The 20,421-nt window shown below is 39.5% G+C and carries 20 protein-coding genes, 3 tRNA genes and 2 pseudogenes; 9 read left to right on the top strand and 16 right to left on the bottom strand.

Going from position 1 to position 20,421, the window contains the following annotated elements; translation table 11 throughout:
• Positions 1 to 26: 26 nt before the first annotated feature.
• Positions 27 to 2,468, bottom strand: coding sequence for a bifunctional UDP-N-acetylmuramoyl-tripeptide:D-alanyl-D-alanine ligase/alanine racemase (locus tag DTA23_RS18400; RefSeq protein ID WP_112375607.1), 2,442 nt, complete (start codon positions 2,466 to 2,468; stop codon positions 27 to 29).
• A 76-nt stretch (positions 2,469 to 2,544) separates the two neighbouring features.
• Between DTA23_RS18400 and DTA23_RS18395 the strand changes: the two genes are divergently transcribed.
• From DTA23_RS18395 to DTA23_RS18385, 3 genes are all read left to right on the top strand, one after another.
• Positions 2,545 to 3,033, top strand: coding sequence for a regulatory protein RecX (locus DTA23_RS18395; RefSeq protein WP_112375606.1), 489 nt, complete (start codon positions 2,545 to 2,547; stop codon positions 3,031 to 3,033).
• A 112-nt stretch (positions 3,034 to 3,145) separates the two neighbouring features.
• A tRNA-Gly gene (locus DTA23_RS18390) sits at positions 3,146 to 3,218 on the top strand.
• A gap of 5 nt (positions 3,219 to 3,223) precedes the next feature.
• Positions 3,224 to 3,308 (top strand) — tRNA-Leu (locus tag DTA23_RS18385).
• Positions 3,309 to 3,445: 137 nt separating this feature from the next.
• On the opposite strand, the gene chrA is transcribed toward DTA23_RS18385, so the two are convergent.
• From chrA to DTA23_RS29420, 5 genes are all read right to left on the bottom strand, one after another.
• The gene (gene chrA / locus DTA23_RS18380; protein ID WP_112375605.1) at positions 3,446 to 4,774 is read right to left on the bottom strand and encodes a chromate efflux transporter; all 1,329 of its coding nucleotides are present in this window, start codon (positions 4,772 to 4,774) and stop codon (positions 3,446 to 3,448) included.
• A gap of 201 nt (positions 4,775 to 4,975) precedes the next feature.
• On the bottom strand, positions 4,976 to 5,497 hold the full coding sequence (locus DTA23_RS18375; RefSeq protein ID WP_046671760.1) for an OmpA family protein: 522 nt from the start codon (positions 5,495 to 5,497) through the stop codon (positions 4,976 to 4,978).
• Between the two features lie 97 nt (positions 5,498 to 5,594).
• On the bottom strand, positions 5,595 to 6,557 hold the full coding sequence (locus DTA23_RS29430; RefSeq protein ID WP_256604282.1) for a glucoamylase family protein: 963 nt from the start codon (positions 6,555 to 6,557) through the stop codon (positions 5,595 to 5,597).
• Entirely contained in the window at positions 6,542 to 7,207 is a 666-nt protein-coding gene (locus DTA23_RS29425; RefSeq protein WP_256604280.1) for a hypothetical protein, read from the bottom strand. The genes DTA23_RS29430 and DTA23_RS29425 overlap by 16 nt, the downstream gene beginning before the upstream one ends.
• Positions 7,208 to 7,211: 4 nt before the next feature.
• Positions 7,212 to 7,427: a hypothetical protein gene (locus tag DTA23_RS29420; RefSeq protein ID WP_256604278.1), complete on the bottom strand. Its 216-nt coding sequence runs from the start codon at positions 7,425 to 7,427 to the stop codon at positions 7,212 to 7,214.
• A 516-nt stretch (positions 7,428 to 7,943) separates the two neighbouring features.
• Here DTA23_RS29420 and DTA23_RS18365 point away from each other — a divergent pair.
• A pseudogene (locus tag DTA23_RS18365) lies at positions 7,944 to 8,896 on the top strand (acetyl-CoA carboxylase carboxyltransferase subunit alpha).
• A gap of 267 nt (positions 8,897 to 9,163) precedes the next feature.
• A tRNA-Lys gene (locus tag DTA23_RS18360) sits at positions 9,164 to 9,236 on the top strand.
• An 85-nt stretch (positions 9,237 to 9,321) separates the two neighbouring features.
• On the opposite strand, the pseudogene DTA23_RS30515 reads toward DTA23_RS18360, so the two are convergent.
• The 8 genes and pseudogenes from DTA23_RS30515 to DTA23_RS18330 form a co-directional block, all read right to left on the bottom strand.
• Positions 9,322 to 9,504, bottom strand: a pseudogene (locus DTA23_RS30515) (AcvB/VirJ family lysyl-phosphatidylglycerol hydrolase); the annotation flags it as partial.
• A 25-nt stretch (positions 9,505 to 9,529) separates the two neighbouring features.
• The gene (locus tag DTA23_RS18350; RefSeq protein WP_112375604.1) at positions 9,530 to 10,159 is read right to left on the bottom strand and encodes an AcvB/VirJ family lysyl-phosphatidylglycerol hydrolase; all 630 of its coding nucleotides are present in this window, start codon (positions 10,157 to 10,159) and stop codon (positions 9,530 to 9,532) included.
• Positions 10,160 to 10,197: 38 nt separating this feature from the next.
• The gene (locus tag DTA23_RS27205) at positions 10,198 to 10,353 is read right to left on the bottom strand and encodes a hypothetical protein (protein WP_172462454.1); all 156 of its coding nucleotides are present in this window, start codon (positions 10,351 to 10,353) and stop codon (positions 10,198 to 10,200) included.
• A 24-nt stretch (positions 10,354 to 10,377) separates the two neighbouring features.
• Positions 10,378 to 10,608 (bottom strand): hypothetical protein, encoded by a 231-nt coding sequence (locus DTA23_RS18345; RefSeq protein ID WP_172462453.1) that lies wholly within the window; start codon positions 10,606 to 10,608, stop codon positions 10,378 to 10,380.
• A gap of 287 nt (positions 10,609 to 10,895) precedes the next feature.
• Positions 10,896 to 11,333 (bottom strand): LytR/AlgR family response regulator transcription factor, encoded by a 438-nt coding sequence (locus DTA23_RS29415; protein WP_256604276.1) that lies wholly within the window; start codon positions 11,331 to 11,333, stop codon positions 10,896 to 10,898.
• A gap of 316 nt (positions 11,334 to 11,649) precedes the next feature.
• On the bottom strand, positions 11,650 to 12,414 hold the full coding sequence (locus DTA23_RS27850) for a sensor histidine kinase (protein ID WP_218565408.1): 765 nt from the start codon (positions 12,412 to 12,414) through the stop codon (positions 11,650 to 11,652).
• The gene (locus DTA23_RS27845; protein WP_218565407.1) at positions 12,380 to 13,267 is read right to left on the bottom strand and encodes a hypothetical protein; all 888 of its coding nucleotides are present in this window, start codon (positions 13,265 to 13,267) and stop codon (positions 12,380 to 12,382) included. Before DTA23_RS27845 ends, DTA23_RS27850 begins: the two co-directional genes overlap by 35 nt.
• 299 nt (positions 13,268 to 13,566) lie before the next feature.
• A complete protein-coding gene (locus DTA23_RS18330) occupies positions 13,567 to 15,465 on the bottom strand; it encodes an alpha-L-fucosidase (RefSeq protein WP_112375602.1) in 1,899 nt (632 codons plus the stop codon).
• A 382-nt stretch (positions 15,466 to 15,847) separates the two neighbouring features.
• Here DTA23_RS18330 and DTA23_RS18325 point away from each other — a divergent pair, with 382 nt between their 5' ends.
• From DTA23_RS18325 to DTA23_RS18305, 4 genes are all read left to right on the top strand, one after another.
• Positions 15,848 to 16,300, top strand: a complete 453-nt coding sequence (locus DTA23_RS18325) for an SRPBCC domain-containing protein (RefSeq protein ID WP_112375601.1) — start codon at positions 15,848 to 15,850, stop codon at positions 16,298 to 16,300.
• Positions 16,301 to 16,393: 93 nt separating this feature from the next.
• The gene (locus DTA23_RS18320; RefSeq protein ID WP_112375600.1) at positions 16,394 to 16,822 is read left to right on the top strand and encodes a DUF1801 domain-containing protein; all 429 of its coding nucleotides are present in this window, start codon (positions 16,394 to 16,396) and stop codon (positions 16,820 to 16,822) included.
• 8 nt (positions 16,823 to 16,830) lie between these two features.
• Entirely contained in the window at positions 16,831 to 17,760 is a 930-nt protein-coding gene (locus tag DTA23_RS27840) for a DUF1801 domain-containing protein (RefSeq protein WP_204990832.1), read from the top strand.
• Positions 17,761 to 17,782: 22 nt separating this feature from the next.
• The gene (locus DTA23_RS18305; RefSeq protein ID WP_112375599.1) at positions 17,783 to 18,604 is read left to right on the top strand and encodes a VOC family protein; all 822 of its coding nucleotides are present in this window, start codon (positions 17,783 to 17,785) and stop codon (positions 18,602 to 18,604) included.
• A 77-nt stretch (positions 18,605 to 18,681) separates the two neighbouring features.
• Here the strand turns inward: DTA23_RS18305 and DTA23_RS18300 are convergent, their stop codons facing one another.
• Positions 18,682 to 19,101 carry a SufE family protein gene (locus DTA23_RS18300; protein WP_112375598.1) on the bottom strand — a complete coding sequence of 140 codons (420 nt, stop codon included), beginning with the start codon at positions 19,099 to 19,101 and terminating at the stop codon, positions 18,682 to 18,684.
• Positions 19,102 to 19,113: 12 nt separating this feature from the next.
• Positions 19,114 to 20,337 (bottom strand): cysteine desulfurase, encoded by a 1,224-nt coding sequence (locus tag DTA23_RS18295; protein WP_070566087.1) that lies wholly within the window; start codon positions 20,335 to 20,337, stop codon positions 19,114 to 19,116.
• Positions 20,338 to 20,421 lie beyond the last annotated feature (84 nt).

Genomic DNA, 20,421 nt, shown 5'->3' with positions numbered 1-20,421 from the left:
TATTCAAAAATGCAGAATATCCTTTATTATTCATAAAAATATACTCTTTTTACGCGTTGGGAAATACTGGTCAGCAGTTCATAAGGGATCGTTCCGATAGCCTTCGCTGCTGACTTTATATCAGGGTACACGATAACTTCATCTTCCTCTCCAACTTCCACATCCGTTACATCCAGCATACACATATCCATACAGATATCACCTATAGTAGGGACTAAAAAACCGTTAACCAACATTTTACCGACACCATTACCAAAACGCCTATCGTAACCGTCCGCATAACCAATTTTAATCGTGGCGATCTTACTATCTCTATACAGAACACCGTGCCTATTATAACCTACGGTCTCACTTGCCGGGAGGTATTTAATTTGCGTCACATTAGTTTTCAAGGTACTCGCCTCCCTAATGGGTAAATCATGCCGCTCAATATCGATACCATAGAGACCGATCCCCAATCGTACCATATCAAAATACGCATTCGGCCACAGTTCAATACCCGAGGTTGCTGCAATATGACGTAGAAAGGAATATCCTAGACCACTTTCTAGACGTTTCGTAAAGTCATCCAGCAGATCAATTTGTCGCTGTGTAAATTCCCGGTCCTTTTCATTGCCTGCAGACGCTAAATGGGAAAAGGCAGATTTAACCACCAAAACCGCTTCCGTACGCAACACAGCTATTAAACGATTGACCTCGTCAGGCATAAAACCCAACCGATGCATGCCAGTATCTATCTTAATATGAATCGGAAAGGAAGTTATCTGTTTCGTTTTCAGAAAATTCAAGAAGGAAAACAATATTCTAAAGCTATAAATCTCCGGTTCAAGGTTGTACTGAACGATAGACTCAAAAGAACTTTCATCCGGACTCATTACCACAATAGGCAATGTGATTCCCGCACCGCGCAAATCCACCCCCTCATCCGCAAAAGCGACCGTCAGATAATCCACCCGATTAAATTGCAAAAGATTTGCTATCTCGAAACTTCCACTACCGTAAGAGAAAGCTTTGACCATCGTCATCAGCTTAACATGCTTCGGTAACAACTGGCGGTATACATTTAGATTGTTTTCCAGTGCATTCAAATTGATTTCAAGCACTGTATCATGCGATTTTGCAACCAAAAGCTGACTGATACGTTCAAAATGAAACTCCCGTCCTCCTTTCAGTAATACCGTCGCATTTTCAAAAGAAAGCGACCTTATATCGGCCAAAAAAGCAGCAGTATCGCTATATGAAATGGAAGGCACATCAAATTGTGCAGCCAATTTAGGCAACACTTCACCTATCAATATCAATTTATCCAAACGATACTCACTAAGCAAACGTCTCAGCTTGGACAAGCTTTTTTCATCTTCGATAGTAACACCGGGAATATCCGATAATATCAACATCTTGAACGGATGCTGGCCCTGTTGATTTAAAAACTCCAGGGCTATTTGTAGTGCATCCAGATCATTACTATACGAGTCATCGATAATGGAGCTATTCTTTTTTCCTTTTTTTAACTCAAGACGCATCGCCACAGGCTGCAACTCTTTAATCCTCGATGCGATCACTTCATTTTCATAACCAAAACGTAGCATCACCGCTACACAATTTATGGCATTCTCAACATTTCCTTTATCCACAAACGGTACTTCAACAGCAAAGGTGCGCCCGGTATAATAGAAGGTTACCATAGTAAATCGGTCGTTGACCTGTTTGATGGAATACACCTCCAAAGAAAGCCCCTCATCAAGCCCCCAGGAAAATTTTCGTGGCCGATAAGGCAATTGAACATTTTCAAGGTAAGTATTCGGAAAAATCATGGTTTCAACATGTTTAAACAACTCGAGCTTTTCATAAGTCTTTTCCTCCTTCGATTTAAAACCGGCTTTATGGGCCACACCAATGTTGGTCAATAGTCCTATGGTTGGTTTTATCATCTGCTCAAGGCGCTGCATTTCTCCTTTCTCTGAAATCCCCGCTTCGATCAGCGCAAGATTATACTGATCGGATAGTCCCCATAACGAAAGTGCGACACCGAGTTGAGAGTTATAACTCTTGGGACTTCTATAGATCTTATATTCAGGAGACATCAGCTGAAAAAGCCATTCTTTCACTATCGTTTTACCATTGCTACCAGTGATTCCAATGACCGGGTAATCGAATTTCTGCCGATGAAAAGTTGCCAGTTCCTGCATAGCGACCAAGCTATCCGCTACCCAAAGAATGTTAGCCTCCAAAAACTCCATTTCCTGTGCACTATCGATTTGAAGCACAAAATTACGAACTCCCTTATCATAAGCTTCTCTAATATAACGGTGGCCATCTCTATTCTTCTGAAGTGCAAAAAAAATCCCGTTGTCCGCTTGGACAATTTTACGGCTGTCGTAAAATAAATGCTGGACAAAAGAATTGGGATCCGTGATAAATGTGCGATTGGGATGTAAAATCTGGGCGATTTCCGATATTTTGTACATTCTCCTGATATTTTTGATTGTGTCAAAACTGAACATTTTTTTAGTTATTTCATATTATTTTTGAAATTTTGACAATATGTTTGACGAGGAAAAAAGAAATAAGAAGATATTAACGCAGCATCAGGCACAGTTGAAAGCGGAAAGCTATTGCGTCTATCAAGAACGCGCACAGCAAGAAGTACGCGATAAGATCTACAGCTGGGGACTACACGAAGTAGAAGTCGAAAATATTTTGGCCAATTTGATCGCCGATAATTTTTTAAATGAAGAACGCTTTGCTATTGCCTACTGTAACGGAAAGCTCCGCATGAAAGGCTGGGGCAAAGTAAAAATCAAGCAGGCACTCAAGGCAAAACGGGTATCCGAGCAATTGATAAAAATTGCATTTAAGCAAATCGATCTCGATGAATATGAACAAATCTTAAATCACATCATTGACAAAAAACTCCGTGAAATTAGTGGCAAGGACCGCTATGCAGTTAAAAACAAAGTTTATCAGTTTGCACTATCCCGCGGATTTGAGAGTGATTTAATTTTTTCTATACTGAATTCAAAGGAGTTATAAAAAACACAGAAAGAAAGTAAATAAATATTTTGCAATATTGAATTTTCGCTCTATATTTGCATCACCAAAAAGGAACGCAAGGTTCTTTTGAAAATTGAAATAAAATTCCAATGCGAAAATAGCTCAGCTGGTAGAGCACAACCTTGCCAAGGTTGGGGTCGCGAGTTCGAATCTCGTTTTTCGCTCACCTGCCTAGGTGGTGGAACTGGTAGACACGCAGGACTTAAAATCCTGTTCCCGTTAAGGGAGTGCGGGTTCGATTCCCGCCCTAGGTACAAGAAAGCTCATCTAACGATGGGCTTTTCTTGTTTATATGCGTCTGTAACCTAGAATAACCCTATCAAATTCACTCCCCCCTTCAATCTTTTATAAATTTGCTCGCGAAGCTCATCAGTCGATGGACATTTTTATTTTATCGCCATAAAAATAAGAGAAAGCCATAGGCCAAACTTAACAGTATAAGTTTCAACATGCCTATTTTATAGTTGAATAAAAGAAAAAGTGAAAATAACACCCATACCAAAGCCATCGGCTCAATGGCATACCAAGAACTAACCCCACCTGGAAATAGAATTCCTAGCCCTAAATAACAGGCTAAATTAACGATTACACCAACGACCGATGCTGTTACTAAAGACAGAATAAATTGTATACATGCATTTTTTTGGGTCCGTTCGATCAGTGGTGCCCCAACAAAAATCAGGGCAAAGTTTGGCAAAAAGGTAAAATATGCTGTAGCGATTAAACCTAGTGCTGCCATAGAATAGGACTGATGGAAATGATTGAAGCCGGCCATGAAACCAACATAGGCCAAAACGACCACTAAAGGCCCCGGGGTTGTCTCTGCAAGCGCAAATCCATCTATCATCTGGCTCTTGGAAAGCCAAAACAATTTCTCTGTCACAAGGGCCGCAACATAGGGAATGACTGTATAAGAACCTCCAATCGTCAAATAAGCAGACTTTGTAAACAAAAAGGAAAGTGTCTTCCAAAATTCCGTATCGATAGTAAAAAACAGTAAAATGGACAGCGGAATCAACCATAGTAAGAAAAACAGCAGAACCTGAAGAGAAATACGACGGTAAGATATAGGGGGTAGTTTTTCGAGCGTATTGATATAATAAACTGATTCGAGCTGCTTATCTTCCTTTTCATGATGGGCATTTATTTTGGAAGTTTTTGACAAGATTGCATAGCATAGTACACCGAAAGCGATCACGCCCACAATAATCCAGGGCATTGGAACCCCAGCAAAATACGATAGCAGAAAGGCAGCCAATGCGACCAAATAATGCCATATGCTGACAAGAGATTTCTGCCCCACTCGAAAGGTTGCAAATATAATGATCGCTAGAACGGCAGGTTTTAAAACCGAAAATAAAGCAATAAGCAATGCGGAGTTACCATAGTGCGCATATAGTGCACTGAGTCCAAATATAATGAGAAGTGAAGGAACAATAAAAAATAGTCCGGCCAACACACCTCCTTTTAAGCCGTGCAACTTCCATCCTAAATAGATCGTCAATTGGTGCGCCTCAGGTCCTGGCAATAACATACAGGCATTGAGTGCCTGAAAAAACTTCCTGTTGCTTACCCATCTTTTCTTTTCGACCAAAAAATCGTGCATAATGGTCACATGACCAGTTGTTCCACCAAAACTTATCCAACCTAACACAAACCAAAACCACATGGCTTCCCGAAAAATTGGCTTTTGTTTATGATCTTCTTCTTCTAAATTCATCTTTTTCAACGCTATTTCCCCTAGACTCGTACCTTATCGAAAACAATCTCCACAGCGCGAGCCTCCTACCGATATCTCCTATTTAAAATATCTCGTTTGGGGAGACGGTATACAACGATTTAAAACCGCGATATAACTGCATAAAAAAAGCGGGATATCTTAAATACCACGCTTTTTTATATTAAGAATTGGTCTGATAAACTATTTTTTATCTAAAATAGTAACTTCCACTCTTCTATTTTTTTGGCGTCCTTCCGGAGTTTTATTATCGCCAACTGGATTTGACTGACCGAAACCTTTTGCCGTGATGCGTGATTCAGCAACACCTGAATCTACTAAGAACTTCTTAACAGACGCTGCTCTTTTATCGGAAAGCCACTGATTATACTCAACAGTACCCGTAGCATCAGTATACCCATCAACTTTGATCTTATTATTACTTTCTTTCAAGATCAACGCCAATTTACTAACTTCAGTTTTTGCCTTCTCAGATAGATAAGAAGAGTTTGTTGGAAACAATAAATCAGACGATATACTAAACTTAATCCCTTCATCAGTTCTTTTCGCATCATTAAAATCCTTCTTCACATTTTTCAAACCATCATCAGTTCCATCTTTTGTTACAACAGCACCCGGATTGACTACAATAGCTTGTTGTTTACAGGAAAATAACGATAAACTTGCACATAAGGTTAAAATCCCCAAATTAATTTTTCTAAGCATGTCGTTTCTAACGTATTTAATATCGATTTAAGCAAGTAAATATAGCGAAAAAAGTCCAATATGACATCCCTTCTACGCCATAACTAACGTAACAAATCTATTTCTTGGTATATACTTTTTCTAAAGTCTTTTTTACCTCAGGAATATTCTCATACAATTTCCAGATCATGCCTGAATTTGCATTCTCGATCATTACGGCAATCGTTGCCTGATTCCTCGCACGATAGCTTTCAGAAACATCGTTGTTTTTAATATCAATCCAGCTTCTGAAACCATATTGCGTAAATAACACATCAGCGTATTCTTCGTAAAACTTACGTAATGCTTTTAGACCGATCTCCTTTTCAAATGGGTACGCTGCAATAGCTACCGCAGGATTCACCAAATATCCCTGATACGTGTCTTCCACATTTTCCACGCCCCAAATATCTGTAAATCTTGTCCCTATGCTCATTTCATTATCTCTACGTTTATAGGCCAAAATATAATTCGACAAATATTTCTTGTAATCGACAAAGTCATCCACTTTTCCTTTCGGATCCATAATCAAAAAGGGACGATAAACGGACATCAACGATTCATTTAAACTACCGCCGGCAATATTCTTGGCAAAAATAACTTTATCGTCGGAGTAGATCGAAACACCAGCATTTCCAGCATCGCCAATTAAAGGGTTTGCACTTATTGAACGCGCTAAAGAATCATCTAATTTCATTTTGAGTTCAGGAGCCAAATCATTGGTGTCATCCCCAAAATACAATTCGTGACCTTTATGTTTGGTTGCAAATCCATTGATATAAGCTGAAATCGCTAAAGGATGGGTAGGTGAAGACATCGCCAGCAAGTAGGTCCCCAGACTCTCGTTAAATCCCCCCAAAGGCCTCGATCTAGCTGTACTGTCTACTGGAGACCACTTATTCCAAAGTACATCAGGATGCTGTGCATCCGTAAAATAGTTCCAGTTTATGCGCTCCCAGAGCTTCGTAATAGTATTCCTCAAGGCCTGTTCCTCAGGATCCTCTTTAGAAAAATATTGTCGGGCGATCAAAAGCGATTCCATAATATGGGAGGTACCGCGCAAATCGTACGTTGGAACTGAATCGCGATAATAAGGTACCCCTGACGTCCATCGTAAAGCGCTGTAAAGACCCCTTGATGTTGTTGTGCACTGCTCAAAAATTTCACAATCCGTGTTAACCTGACTAAAAGAGCTTGCCGCGAGATCAAGTTGTTCTCTCCTGCCACAAGCAAACCCAAGATCGCATAGCCAGTTTCATTTGTAGATACAATAGCTTGTCTATTACCTCGGTCAGGCAGAAACATACCACTATTCACATCATAGTTGTCTATAAAATAATTCACATGAGCATTCCGGATAAAATTTAACATTTCCTTATCCGTCCCCTTTTTTGTCTGCACCTCCCTAACCTCAGAAAATGGAGATTCAACATAATTATAGTCTACCCAGGCGATTTTGTAATAATAAGATTTGTTATATTCATTCACCCTATCCAGCGACTTCTGTACATAGATGGGTAGAATTGCTATCGGCTGAAAATTGAGTTTATCTTCCGAACGGTAGATTTTCACATAGCGAATACTTGGTGTCAACGGTAATTGCCAAACTAGCTCGACTTGTTTATCTACGGAACTGATCTTAGATAAGATAGCTGCTGATGAAAGTCTTACCTTTGGATAGTTTTTGGGCAAAAACTCAAATTTGATCGATAAATAATTGATTTGTCTGCAGCGCAGTTCCATTCTGTTCCAGAATTAAAGCCGAAACAGACTTCCCTAATGCAATTCCTCCAAATTTATTGACTGGAATGGACACATTAAGCCAAGTATCATAAGCAAAATCATCGATATAATTTGCGATATCCACAGCGTTCGTCTTTGTATCATGCTGCTGTAAGGTAACTTTTGGCAATTGTCCCTTTTCAGTATTGCTTTGAATAAAAAGCTTAAAAGTTAGATGATCATCCTTGGCAATTAAATAGGGAAATTTCTGTTTGTCGTTTAAAATGCTTGCCTCCCACTTACCATTCGGAGAAAGAAACGTACCGCAAAGAAAGCGAATTGCCTGGCGTAAAAAACAAACTATCGGAAACCGGAAGGCTATAGCTCACATTTTGGATCCATGATTCACCAGTATAGTGCGCGATACTCTTCGCATAACTCCCGTTGATAACACTATTGTCAAATAAACCTCAGGATAACTTTCTGATCGAACAAGTGTGGGTAAGATCAGTAACAAAAGAAAGTAAAAAATATTTTTTCAGCATAAGTCAACATTTTTCACAGGCCTACAATCAAAAACTAAGCCACCAGTACGATTATAACGCCAAATGTAACAAAGGAATTCCAATGATATTATCCTCCCTAATTTTAATTTCAGAAAAAATGCGCTAAATTAGCCCTCTGAATATTTTCATAAAATAGATATATGAAAACCACGTTTGATTTTGAAAAGCCAATTGCAGACTTGCAATTGCAAATTGAAAAGGTAACTCAAGTTGCCGAAAAAACTCAAGTTGACATGAGCGCAACCGTTCGTGAGCTTGAAGAAAAGCTTGCTTCTACTGAAAAAGAAATATACGGCAATTTAACAGGCTGGCAGAACGTTCAAATGTCACGCCATCCGGATCGCCCTCAGACTTATGATTATATAGAAGCTATTTGCGACGAATTTATCGAGCTGCATGGTGACAGAACCGTTAAGGATGATAAAGCGATCGTCGGTGGTATGGCTTCTATTGATGGTAATGCTGTTATGATCATCGGTCATCAAAAAGGTAAAAACACCAAAGAGCGTCAATACCATAATTTTGGGATGGCCAATCCGGAAGGCTACCGAAAGGCATTACGTTTAATGAAAATGGCGGAAAAGTTCAATAAGCCTGTGATCACTTTAATTGATACGATGGGTGCTTATCCAGGACTTGAAGCTGAGGAACGCGGACAGGGTGAAGCGATTGCACGTAACCTTATGGAAATGGCTGTCTTGAAAGTTCCGATCATTTGCGTTGTTATTGGTGAAGGAGCTTCAGGTGGAGCTTTGGGTATCGGTGTTGGAAACAGAGTTTACATGATGGAACATACCTGGTATTCGGTCATATCACCTGAATCTTGTTCTTCTATCCTATGGAGAAGTGGGATCACAAAGAAAAGGCCGCTGAGGCATTAAAATTGACTTCAGAAGACATGTTGGGCAACGGATTGATTGATGGTATTATCCCTGAACCGCTAGGTGGTGCTCACCAAGATCCTGCAGCAGCTGCGGCTAATCTAAAAAGCCAGTTATTGAAAGATCTTGCAGAATTGACGGCTAAAGATAGCGATACATTAGTTACTGAAAGAATTGATAAGTTTAGCAAAATGGGTGTGGTCACTGAATAATGTTATCCATACAACCCTATAGCATAAAAAAAGTCAGCAATTAGCTGACTTTTTTTATGACCATTCTAACCTAAAAATACCCTTCCTTGTTCCAGAAAACAGCTTCAATACTGACCCAGCCAACCCGCAAGTGTTTTAAAAGGCTTTTTAACTAAAAAATAATTCAGTAATTTTTAAACAGTTACAATTTTTATCAATAAAAAGACAAAAACATTTTGCACAAATAACTTATTTTTCTACCTTTGCATCACTTTCAAAAACAGAAAGGATTCCGTAGCTCAGCTGGTAGAGCAATACACTTTTAATGTATGGGTCCTGGGTTCGAATCCCAGCGGGATCACAACAAAAAAGCTAATCGCAAGATTAGCTTTTTTTGTTTTAGCAGTAGTTGAACCCGATAAGCTAGGTGCTATGATTAAACTTGGTTATTTGATCGCTATGCCGTTGATCACCTTTCCCACAATGGCCTCATAATCGTTATCAAAGTGGTGCCCTCCAGGCAAGATTTCTACCGGTGCTCCTACATTTCTAAACTTTGCTACAATCTCGCTATCCTCCCCGAAACCAAAAATGCACAGTTTGCGCAGACTTACCTTCTTCAGCTCAGCTACTACATCATAAGGTTCGCTCCGATCACCCTAAACTTAGCATATCCGCCACATGGATCTCAAAATCGGCTCGATCATCTGGTGATAACAAGACCAATCCAGTGGTCGCTTTTCTCAACTTCTCGGGCAGACGGTTAGCGATAAATGGTATCACACAAGCCCCAAAAGAATAATCCATGATCGAAAAAGTGGTATTGGGCTCCCTTTCCTGAAAATAAGCCAAAATCTCGGACACTTCCTTTGTCGTCTGTTCTGGTGTCTTTGCATTCCAAAAATATTTCTGTGCATCCAAGCCAATCACTTTGATCCCCTTTGTCGCAAAAGTACTGGCCAACTCCCTGTCGAAACTGGTCCAACCACCATCGCCAGAAATCATAAACATCAATTCCCTGGTCGGTTTCTTGGGTTCCAGTATCTCAATGGGCATATCAGTTTTGAGTATACCCCCATTTTGGGTAGGTTGGCCGGCCACCTGCAACTTTTGAAAAGCCATCCGGAACTGAGGCAGCCAATTATCGGCAATGGAGAAACCATGTCCTACTCTGGGCAGGCTGACTAATTGGACATTTTCTATCCCTTTAAGGAAATCTGCCGTAGCGTTAAAGGGACAGGTCTGATCTTTTACACCATTAAGTACCCAAAACGGAGCGGCCAATTTTTCGCTACGATCCAGATAATAACTTTTTCCAGGTTTTAAGACATGGAAGATAATCCACTGCCCTTACAGAGTGGTTTGGCAATAGTGATATCTGGACAGAAGCCTAAGGCAATCCCACCACGAAAAGTCCCAGCAGGAGCCTGGGCAATCAAGCCATAAACCAGCGTTGCCCCATAGGAATAGCCTACCATATGGGTTTCTGATAGCTTTCAAACTTATATTTCTTTTGAAGGGCCATACTGAGCTGCTCGAAATCTGCGGCAGGATAATAACAGTCCTTTTTTGAACGTGCCATTGAAGTAGCATAGTGCTTGGCATCGATCCCCGCAACGAAGCGCCCCCTGTGCAGCTAGAAATTTGGCCATATTGATTACCCCAAACTGCCACCCCCCATCTCCAGAAACAAATAACACCAAGGCATTGGGTTTACCCTTCGGGGCGTACATACTCAGCTTTCCAAACTTCCATAAGAGAACGTCTGTTGGGCCAATGGCACATTGCGAAAACAAAATGATAAGGAAGTATAAAATAAGAGATGATCTTTTAGTGGTTTGATCCATGGCAATCCTTCGATACGGTTAATATTTAATAATGTAATTTAATAAAATGCGAATGGATTATGAAAGATATTTCTACAGTATTTTACCTTAAGAGCCATCTGCGTATCAGATAGCGCTCGCTTAGACCATGCAGGCTATCAGATTAAAGCGGCAATGGATCACAATAAATTAGATTAGAGCTGCTGCAAGGCTTGTTTCACCATGTCTCTATTGGGCTTAGAAATGGGTATTTTTTCACCAGACATTAAGAGTAAAATACCACCGTCCTCTTTTAACCAGCTTTTCACGTATTTTGGATTTACCAGATGGCTTTGATGTGTTCTTACAAATCCACTGGGATGCAGTAGATCCGCATACTCTTTAAGTGATTTAGAAACCAAAATTTTTTCACCATTCGCTAGAATAAAGTGCGTGTACGTATTATCTGCTTCACAACGTATAATTTCGGATAAAATAACATACCTTATTTCGCTTTGCATCTGTAGGGCAATCTTGCCTATGTTCGTTTCTGCTTTTTTTAGTTGCTGCAGTAAAAATTCGAGCTGTGAATTTTGTTTCTGCGTAGATAGTTTATATTCCACTTTTTTTACCGAATCCTTTAAATTCCTCAATATCTATGGGTTTTAAAAGATAATCTAATGCCCGCAAATTTTACAGCTTGTATTCCATATTGGTCATAAGCGGTAACAAAAACAACTTCGAAATCACGCCATGGAAGCTGCCTTAACACATCAAAACCTGTCTTCTCGCCCATTTGAATATCGAGAAAACACGAGATTAGGCAAATACTTTCCAATAACATCAACAGCATCTCCCACGCTTTGCGCTATCGCAACTACAGTTACCTGGGGACAGTGCTTTTCTAGTAAAGCCTGTAGGTTTTCTAAATTGGAAATTTCGTCGTCTATTAAAACTGCTCTTATCATATTATAGCCAATCCGTTAATGTTAAACATATTTTAGTACCATTAGTGGTTGATTCTATAACTAAGATAAAACGATTTTCTTTATAAACTTTATTTAAAAGTGCGAGTCTACTGTCACTTAACTGAAGACCTAAACCATTGTGCTTCTTCCCCTTGTCAAATCCATTTCCATTATCGGCAACGGTTAAGACCAAGTTATCTGCTTGCTTTATAAATTCAATCATAATTTTGCCAGCAGTAGTTCTTTGCGCCATCCCATGTTTGACCGCATTTTCTACAAAGGGCTGCAGTAACATGCTTGGTATTTCTATGTTTGTCAAATCTAAGTTTCCAGAATGATTGATGGTGTACTGAAAGCCAAATCGCAATTGCTCCATTTGTAGGTAATCATCCAATAGGGATTTTTCTTGCGATAAACTAATCCGCTCGTTATCCTTAAGCACGCTACGCGTTAAGCGAGCAAATTTGGAAAGGTATTTATTCGCACTGTCTATTTCATTCTTGTTGATCAGATTTTGGATACCAGAAAGTGCATTAAACAAAAAATGAGGATTTAATTGGGAACGAATGGAGTTAAGTTGTAGCTTTATCATACTTCCTTCCTGGTCTTTTTCTATCAGCTTTTTTTTGTTTCTTTTTTTGGTGAGATAAAGGATAACAAGAAACACTGATCCAATGGAAAATGTTACAATAGCCGCATAAGTAAAGAGCTCTAATTTGGTGTAGCTTTCTTCATCTATAGTGATAGAAAGCGTATGCCGGGTCATATATTTTTTCTATTTCTCCCGATGAAATATTGGAATCAGCGTATTTATCCCATTTGATCAATGGCTGAATGATAATTTCATAATCTCCCGATTTTTTGAAAATGCTTTTATCAATCTTTACATAAGGTGACAGTTTATATGCTTCATCAAGGTAGCCCCCGTATTGCCAAGCTGTTGATTCGAAGATTATCTTATTTGTTTGTTTATCTTTTATGGAGGTATAGTAGAGATAATCGATATCCGATCTGTCTTTTACTATCGTTAATTCATCGTCTTTGTTGGTAAAAGTAATGCTTGTTCTATCTTTCGGGTCAGTTACATAGCTGTAATCAACACCATTTTTAGTAGCGAAGCGTTTCGCAAAAGTTTTAATTTTCGCTTTCGGAATAGGTCTCCCGTAAAACACATTTTTGTAAACCTCTTGCGGTCTTTGGATGTCATAGGTGAGTATTGTAATGGTTTTATCTTTTATAGCGAAGGTACCCAACGTGGCGGAACGTCGTACTTCCTCCTCCCCCCGATCGACATTTTTCAGCTGTGCAGTATCGATCAACTTGTTTACCGCTATAGGTTTGTTATCCGCTAAGATTGTATACCGATAATCCTGTACACGTTCTGTCTTTCTAAAATAGATTTGGATACCTATGTTTTTAATTCCTTTTAAATAATTAAAGGCGGTCTGCGGTTGATTTGGAAATATATTTTCATAATAAACATTTCTGGCTCCACTATCAACAAACATGGCTAATCTTCCACCAGCAGGGTAAGAGTGATAAAAGTTAATGCTATTTTGTGCATTTGCTGCGGATAGCATAATAACGAAGTGTAGAAATGCAAGGATGATCTTTTTCATTTTGTCTCGTTTAATTTTCATCAAACTTGTCACAATGATAGCAAAACTAAAACCATAAAATAGCAAAGGCAGTATTTGAATTAGTAAAAGTATTGTTTTTCACAGTATTTGAAAGTTGTATTTAATCCTAAAATCAGACGCAGCATTAGTCCATAGCGAGTGAGAATTTATATCGTGTTTTAAAAGTTTCGAATTTCGTACTAGTCGACACAAAAAAAGCTAATCGCAAGATTAGCTTTTTTTGTTATTAACCCCAGATGGATTTAAACAAAGGATCGACGAATGCTCAACAATACAAATTATTCCGGAAGCAATATGACTTCCAAAAATTTCACCATTTCTGCTCCCGCTATAGTATGGGCACGTAATTCAATCGCTTGCTTGCCCTTTGGCAATGTCACCGTACCCAATTCAAGCTGATGTTCACGCAAACCAACGGAAGAAGACGGATCTATCGTAAAATCAATATTCTTCCCCCCTAAATTCAAGCCCAGCTTACCTCCTGTATCTACAACATCTTTCACATACCGTACAGCTACTTTGAAGCGCCCGCCATTTAACACATGGGTATCCCATCTTAACCCTTGACTTAACCTAGTCCAACCCGTCACATAATAGCGATTCTTTTTACCGTCCCCAAACTTCATCGGATTCCCGATCTGTTTTGCATAAAAGGTCAGTAGCCGATTTTTATTGACATGATGATCCACATACATTAAAGTAGGATTTATTGGATTAGCTATGCTATCCTTCAATTGCACCACTACGACCAGGTCATCATCCTCAGAAGCAATTTGATCTATAGGAATATGCAGTCCATCTTTGTCGGACCTATATTTTCCGATAGTTTCTCCCGACAATAACGAAACCGAATTAACCTGAGCAATCAATCCGCCGACAATCAGATCATTCCGTTGAGGGCGCTCAAACACGTGTAAATACAGGGTATTTTTACGCTGAGTAATGACTCCCCAAGGCTGACGAGGTAAGCTAGATGGTGCAACATCAATGACACTTTCACTATTCCCCCGCATCCACCGACCTAATCCCTTTAAAATAGCGACATCAGCGCTGTCGATGCTTCCGTCGCCCTTGGGGTCAATATTCATTAGAATATTCCCACCCATGGCTTTAGCCTTGGCTAAGAGTTTGATAAAATGCGCTGTCGGTTTATGGCTCTTATCAGTCGACGAATAACCGTAGGATTCATTGGTAGTTGGTATGGCCTCCCAATTAGCGCCAGAAGCAACTGGATAATATTCCTCAGGTCGATCTGCCGTATTCAGGTAATCGCCGTAATTCTTTTCCTCGGTACGTGCCAATCGACCATTGACAATAATATTCGGATCAGCTGTTCGAATAGCCTTTAAAATTCGCAGGTTTTCAGACAGCGGCAACTTATGCGGTGTGTCAAACCATAACAAATCCGGATAATAGCGCTGAATAAGTTCCTCAATCTGAGGAATCGCCTTTTGATCTACGTAATGCCGAGCCTTTGTCAACCATTCAGGATGTTTGTCAAACCAATTTGTGCCACCCAACAATTTATCCCCGCCGGGATTACGGTAATCCCAGTCATTACCGGGAGCATCCGGATGCTCCCAGTCAAAAGCATGCGAATAATAGAAGCCAAACAAGAGTCCATGTCTATGGCAGGCAGCTGCTAATTCCGCCAACGGGTCCCTTTTAAATGTAGTGCTTGACAATGAGTAGTCACTTGAAAATGCAGAAGGATACATCGCAAAGCCATCATGGTGCTTAGCCGTAATAATAAAATATTTCATCCCTGCATTTTTTGCCAACAATACCCATTCCTCCGCATTAAACTTTAGCGGATTAAATCGACGTGCTGAATCAAGATACTCACTACGTGGGATTTTCATCACACGCATCAGATGCTCCGCATAGCCCCCGCCCGCCTTCCCTTTCCAAATATTTCCATATTGGGAATAAACGCCCCAATGAACAAACATACCAAACGAGGCTGCCTTCCATTTTTCTAGACGTTGTTCACGAGTTAATGCAGCACGTTTCCACCAACCGGTTTCTGCTTCAACAATCGCATTTTTATCACGTGTTGTCGCATCATTAAACATATTTGAAGCCTCATTGCCTTCATTTACATTTTTAGTCTGTGCGCTCGAAAAAAAAACGCCCGAAGAAACCATAAAAAGAAAAAAACACTTGATTTTAAACATAACGTTGGTTTTATGAAGACGGCAAATACCACCTGAAAGATTTCAGACGGATACCTTTTCTAAATTTATTGGATTATCGTTCCTTGCGACCTAATGGAAGGAATGCAGGATCAATTTTAACTATAGTCAAAAATACGCTAAAACTACATTTTACAAGTGTACAATTCGTTCCTTTTAGGGGAAATATTGATCCAGGTCCCCAAAATGAAAACCTATTCTTCAATAAGGTGTTTATATAGTCTATACATCTTAAAATAAATAAACGGTGATTTGGACAATAGATTGGTCCATGGTCACGAAAAGATCTTTTTCAATATTTTTAATGTAATCAGATACAAGCTATCTGTATTTATTGAATATTTGTCTAAAACTTTAAATTAATATGGAAAAACTAACCGCCAAAGCCAGTATCCAAATTCAGAAACCGATCAACGAAGTTTTTGAGGCTATTGTAGATCCCAATAAAATGAATCATTATTTTATAAAATCTTCGACTGGACGTCTAGAGACAGATAAAACGGTAGAATGGACATTTCCAGAGTTTCCCGACAGTTTTCCCGTGACAGGAAAAACCATCAGGCCCAATTCATATATCTCTTTTGACTGGAGCGGCGGACTTCCCAATCAACCGGTAGAAATCGCACTGTCCACATTCGGAGAAAACGCGACCGTCATAAAGATTACAGAACACGAGATGAACAACGATGCAGATGGAATTTTAATGATGATGCGACAAACAGAAGGTTGGGCCAACTTTTTAGCTTGCATGAAAGCTTATCTAGAATATGATATCAATCTGAGAACTGGGGCTTTCGATTTTATGTTCCAAAAATAGTTCTCTCTAAAAATAGCTGCTCATCGAATTACTTCAAATACACTATATTCAATTGAGGTTATCCGAATATCCGTCAAAAGACATCAACTATACATGGCAAAAAATAAAACGGCATATACCGAAGCTTCTGTCCAAGACTTTATAAAAACAGTTGACGACCCACAAAAACAAATCGATAGTGCAACACTGATACAATTAATGGAAACCACAACGGGTGAGCCGGCTAGAATGTACGGACCAACGATCATCGGATTTGGAAACTATCATTATACCTATGTAAGTGGGCACGAAGGCTATGCTCCTTTGATCGCATTTAGCCCCCGAAAATCAGCAATCTCCCTTTATGTATTTACCGGTGCCGATGAACATCGACATTTAGTCGATCGGCTCGGGAAATTTAAAATAGGCAAAGCCTGCATATACATCAAGAAATTAAGCGACATCAACATAGAAATACTCCATCAGCTTATGTCCGAAACGATACAGTTTATTGAAAATAAGTATACGAGAATCAAAGAATAGCACAAATTATGACAACGAGCATCGCAACAATAGACGAATATATCAATCAATTTGACGGGGAGAAAAAAGAATATCTGATCAAGGTGAGACAGCTTATCGCTGGCCTAGTCCCTCCCGATGCAGAAGAAACGATCTCCTATCAAATGCCTACTTTCAGATACAAGGGTAATATCATCCATTTTGCGATGAACAAAAACCATTTGGGCCTATATCCAGGACCTGCTGCTATCGAGCACTTCATTACAGAACTCAAAAATTTTAAAACCACAAAAGGGGCAATACAAATTCCTTTGGATCAACCGATTCCAACACAATTAATTACCGATATTGTCAATTTTAATATTGATAAACTTAAAGACAAACAAGGCCCTAATTGGTACCAAAGCCGAGGGAACTGGCAGGAGGCTGAAGAACTCATGCAAGAGATCATCCAGCAAACTTCCTTAAAAAAGGAATTCAAATGGGGGAGCTATATCTATACGCATAAAGGGAAAAATGTTATTGGTTGGGGCGGCTTTAAAAATTTCTTCTCCCTCTGGTTTTATAATGGTGTATTCTTAACCGATCGGGATAAACATCTCATCAGTGCCTCCGAAGGAAAAACGAAAGCATTACGACAATGGCGCTTTGAAGACGTTAAGGATATGAATGCCGAAAAAATAGCCGCATATATCCAAGAATCCATCCAAACCATTAACGAGGGAAAAGAGCTCAAGCCAACTAAATCTCCAATGAAGGCCCCTGCTGGTCTATTATTGGAAGCACTGCAGACGGATCCGACCTTCGCAGAAAGTTTCCAGGCTTTAACACCAGGAAAACAGAAAGAATACATCGAGTACATCGATGAGGCCAAGCAAGAAAAAACGAAACAATCCCGTATTGAAAAAATTAAACCGTTGGTCCTCGCTAAAAAAGGCCTGAACGACAAATACAAATAGGTGAACGCTAAAACAAAAAAAGATGAATAATTCAATTATCCCATCCATTTGGTTCGATCAAAACGCGCAGGAAGCCTTTGATCTTTACGCTGGTACCTTCCCTGGAAGCCATATTAGCAACAACTCTCCCATCGTTGTTGAAGCTGTCCTAAGCGGTGTGAAATTTATTGGAATAAATGGAGGTCCTATATTCAAACCCAACCCATCCATATCATTTATGGTCATTTGCGAAAGCAAAGAGGAAATTGATCGTATCTGGAATTCACTTGCTGTGGAAGGCAACACCTTAATGCCTTTAAACTCCTACCCTTGGAGCCCGCACTACGGCTGGCTGGCCGACAAGTTTGGCGTAAATTGGCAATTATACCTCGGTAAACTGAGCGATACCAACCAACAGGCAATTGTACCTACGCTAATGTATTGCGGAGAGCAACAAGGAAATTGCGAACAAGCACTAGCATTTTATGCAGAATTATTTCATGATTTTCGAAGCAATGGGGTCATGAAATACACAGAAGGTGAATATACCGGATCAATCCAACATACCCAATTTTTAGTCCGGGATTTTACACTCATGGCAATGGATAGCGGAGTTCCACAAAATTTCACTTTTAACGAAGGCATTTCACTCACTATTCTATGTAAAGATCAGCAGGAAATTGATTATTTCTGGAATACGATCACGAAGAAAGGCAAAGAGAGCATGTGTGGCTGGTGCAAAGACGAATTCGGTGTAAGCTGGCAGATCGTACCCGAACAAATTGCAACATTACTAAAGCGACCAGGGGCAAATGAAGCGCTCATGAGAATGAAAAAGATCATTATTCAGGAACTCATTGGATAATTTCAAAATAAATCTCAAGCTGAGGGGAACAGCTTTTAAAATAGTATTAAGAAAAAAGGGGATGAATAATCCCCTTTTTATGCTTTCACTTGCAACGCCAGAGCGTATAATTTAATTTGCTTAATCATGGATAGCAAGCCATTTGCCCGAGTTGGTGACAAATGTTCTTTCAGCCCTATTTTATCCACAAAATATAAATCGGCATCAACAATCTCCTTGGCGGTATGTCCAGATAGTACTTTGACCATTAAACTCACCAAGCCTTTTGTGATAATTGCATCGCTATCTGCCGTAAAATACACTTTTCCATCCTTTATTTCCGGAAAAAGCCATACTTTGGACTGACATCCTTTGATGATATATTCATCTGTTTTGTATTGTTCATCAATTAGAGGCACTTCTTTTCCCAGCTGGATGATGTACTCATATTTTTCCATCCAATCCGTAAAGAAAGCAAAATCCTCAATTAATTCATCCTGTATTTCATTAATGGTCATACCTATTTTTTATTAAACCAACATATTGACCGCGCGTTGGATACCGGCGACCAAAATATCTATTTCCTCTTTTGTATTATATACGGCTAAAGAAGCACGAATAGTTCCCGGAATACCGAACCTATCCATGACAGGTTGGGCACAATGATGGCCTGTACGTACAGCGATCCCCAATTTATCCAAGATCACACCAACGTCGTAAGGATGCGTGCCATCAATTACAAATGAAATAACGGAACATTTCTGCTCGGCCGTTCCAATAAACCGCATGCCCGGAATTTCAGCCAACTTCTCCGTAGCGTATTGCAACAAATCATGTTCGTAGGCCTCGATATTTTCCAGACCTATTGAATTGATATAATCGATGGCCTCGTTCAAACAGATACCGGCTTCAATATTAGGCGTACCCGCCTCAAATTTAAAAGGCAATTCATTATAGGTCGTTTTTTCAAAAGTAACCTCTTTAATCATATCTCCACCACCTTGATAAGGTGGCATCGCGTTCAATAGCTCCTCTTTGCCATATAACACTCCTACACCTGTAGGACCGTACATTTTATGTCCGGAAAATACCAGAAAATCTACATCCAGCTTTTGAACATCAATCTGTATATGTTGAACAGCCTGCGCAGCATCGACTAAAACAACAGCACCATGTCCATGAGCAATTGAAATCATCTCACGCACAGGATTGATTGTCCCAAGGGAGTTTGAAACATAGGTTACAGCAACTAATTTGGTTTTCTCATTAAACAAATTGCTGTAGGCATCCATATCAAGCTCACCTTTATCATTCATCGGAATGACCCGAATTTTACAGCCCTTTTCATCACAGAGCATCTGCCAAGGCACAATATTGGAATGGTGTTCCATCGCTGAAATAATAATCTCATCACCTTCGTGAATAAAAGCTCTGCCATAACAAGTGGCAATCAGATTAATTCCATCTGTTGTTCCTTTGGTGATAATGATTTCCTTATCTTCAGCAGCATGGATGAAAGCCTGAACTTTTTTTCGAGTCACCTCAAAAGCGTCCGTCGATATCTGACTAAGATAATGTACGCCCCGATGCACATTACTATTCATATCTGTATAATAATGTACAATCGAATTGATAACAGAACTCGGCTTCTGTGTTGTCGCGCCATTATCCAAATAAACCAATGGTTTACCATTTACCTCTCTCTTCAGAATCGGAAAATCGGCTCGTATTTTATCTATATTAAATTTTTCCAACGTCGTCTAAATAATTTATACAAAGTTAATAGTATTTTATCGAATACAGGACGGTCAATCTGTTTTTTATGTCATTATCAATGT

Origin of the sequence: Sphingobacterium multivorum, assembly GCF_900457465.1 — a bacterium.
Lineage (GTDB): Bacteria > Bacteroidota > Bacteroidia > Sphingobacteriales > Sphingobacteriaceae > Sphingobacterium > Sphingobacterium multivorum.
This window is presented reverse-complemented; position numbering and strand designations above follow the sequence as displayed.

Bases quoted from the DNA above. Each gene is read 5' to 3' on its own strand.
- DTA23_RS18330 (WP_112375602.1), bottom strand. From the start codon at position 15,465: ATGTTTAAAATCAAGTGTTTTTTTCTTTTTATGGTTTCTTCGGGCGTT.
- DTA23_RS18400 (WP_112375607.1), bottom strand. From the start codon at position 2,468: ATGTACAAAATATCGGAAATCGCCCAGATTTTACATCCCAATCGCACA.
- DTA23_RS18325 (WP_112375601.1), top strand. From the start codon at position 15,848: ATGGAAAAACTAACCGCCAAAGCCAGTATCCAAATTCAGAAACCGATC.
- chrA (WP_112375605.1), bottom strand. From the start codon at position 4,774: ATGAATTTAGAAGAAGAAGATCATAAACAAAAGCCAATTTTTCGGGAA.
- DTA23_RS18375 (WP_046671760.1), bottom strand. From the start codon at position 5,497: ATGCTTAGAAAAATTAATTTGGGGATTTTAACCTTATGTGCAAGTTTA.
- DTA23_RS18395 (WP_112375606.1), top strand. From the start codon at position 2,545: ATGTTTGACGAGGAAAAAAGAAATAAGAAGATATTAACGCAGCATCAG.
- DTA23_RS18320 (WP_112375600.1), top strand. From the start codon at position 16,394: ATGGCAAAAAATAAAACGGCATATACCGAAGCTTCTGTCCAAGACTTT.
- DTA23_RS27845 (WP_218565407.1), bottom strand. From the start codon at position 13,267: ATGAAAAAGATCATCCTTGCATTTCTACACTTCGTTATTATGCTATCC.
- DTA23_RS18300 (WP_112375598.1), bottom strand. From the start codon at position 19,101: ATGACCATTAATGAAATACAGGATGAATTAATTGAGGATTTTGCTTTC.
- DTA23_RS18345 (WP_172462453.1), bottom strand. From the start codon at position 10,608: ATGTACGCCCCGAAGGGTAAACCCAATGCCTTGGTGTTATTTGTTTCT.
- DTA23_RS27840 (WP_204990832.1), top strand. From the start codon at position 16,831: ATGACAACGAGCATCGCAACAATAGACGAATATATCAATCAATTTGAC.
- DTA23_RS29430 (WP_256604282.1), bottom strand. From the start codon at position 6,557: ATGGAATCGCTTTTGATCGCCCGACAATATTTTTCTAAAGAGGATCCT.
- DTA23_RS27205 (WP_172462454.1), bottom strand. From the start codon at position 10,353: ATGGTAGGCTATTCCTATGGGGCAACGCTGGTTTATGGCTTGATTGCC.
- DTA23_RS18305 (WP_112375599.1), top strand. From the start codon at position 17,783: ATGAATAATTCAATTATCCCATCCATTTGGTTCGATCAAAACGCGCAG.
- DTA23_RS27850 (WP_218565408.1), bottom strand. From the start codon at position 12,414: ATGACCCGGCATACGCTTTCTATCACTATAGATGAAGAAAGCTACACC.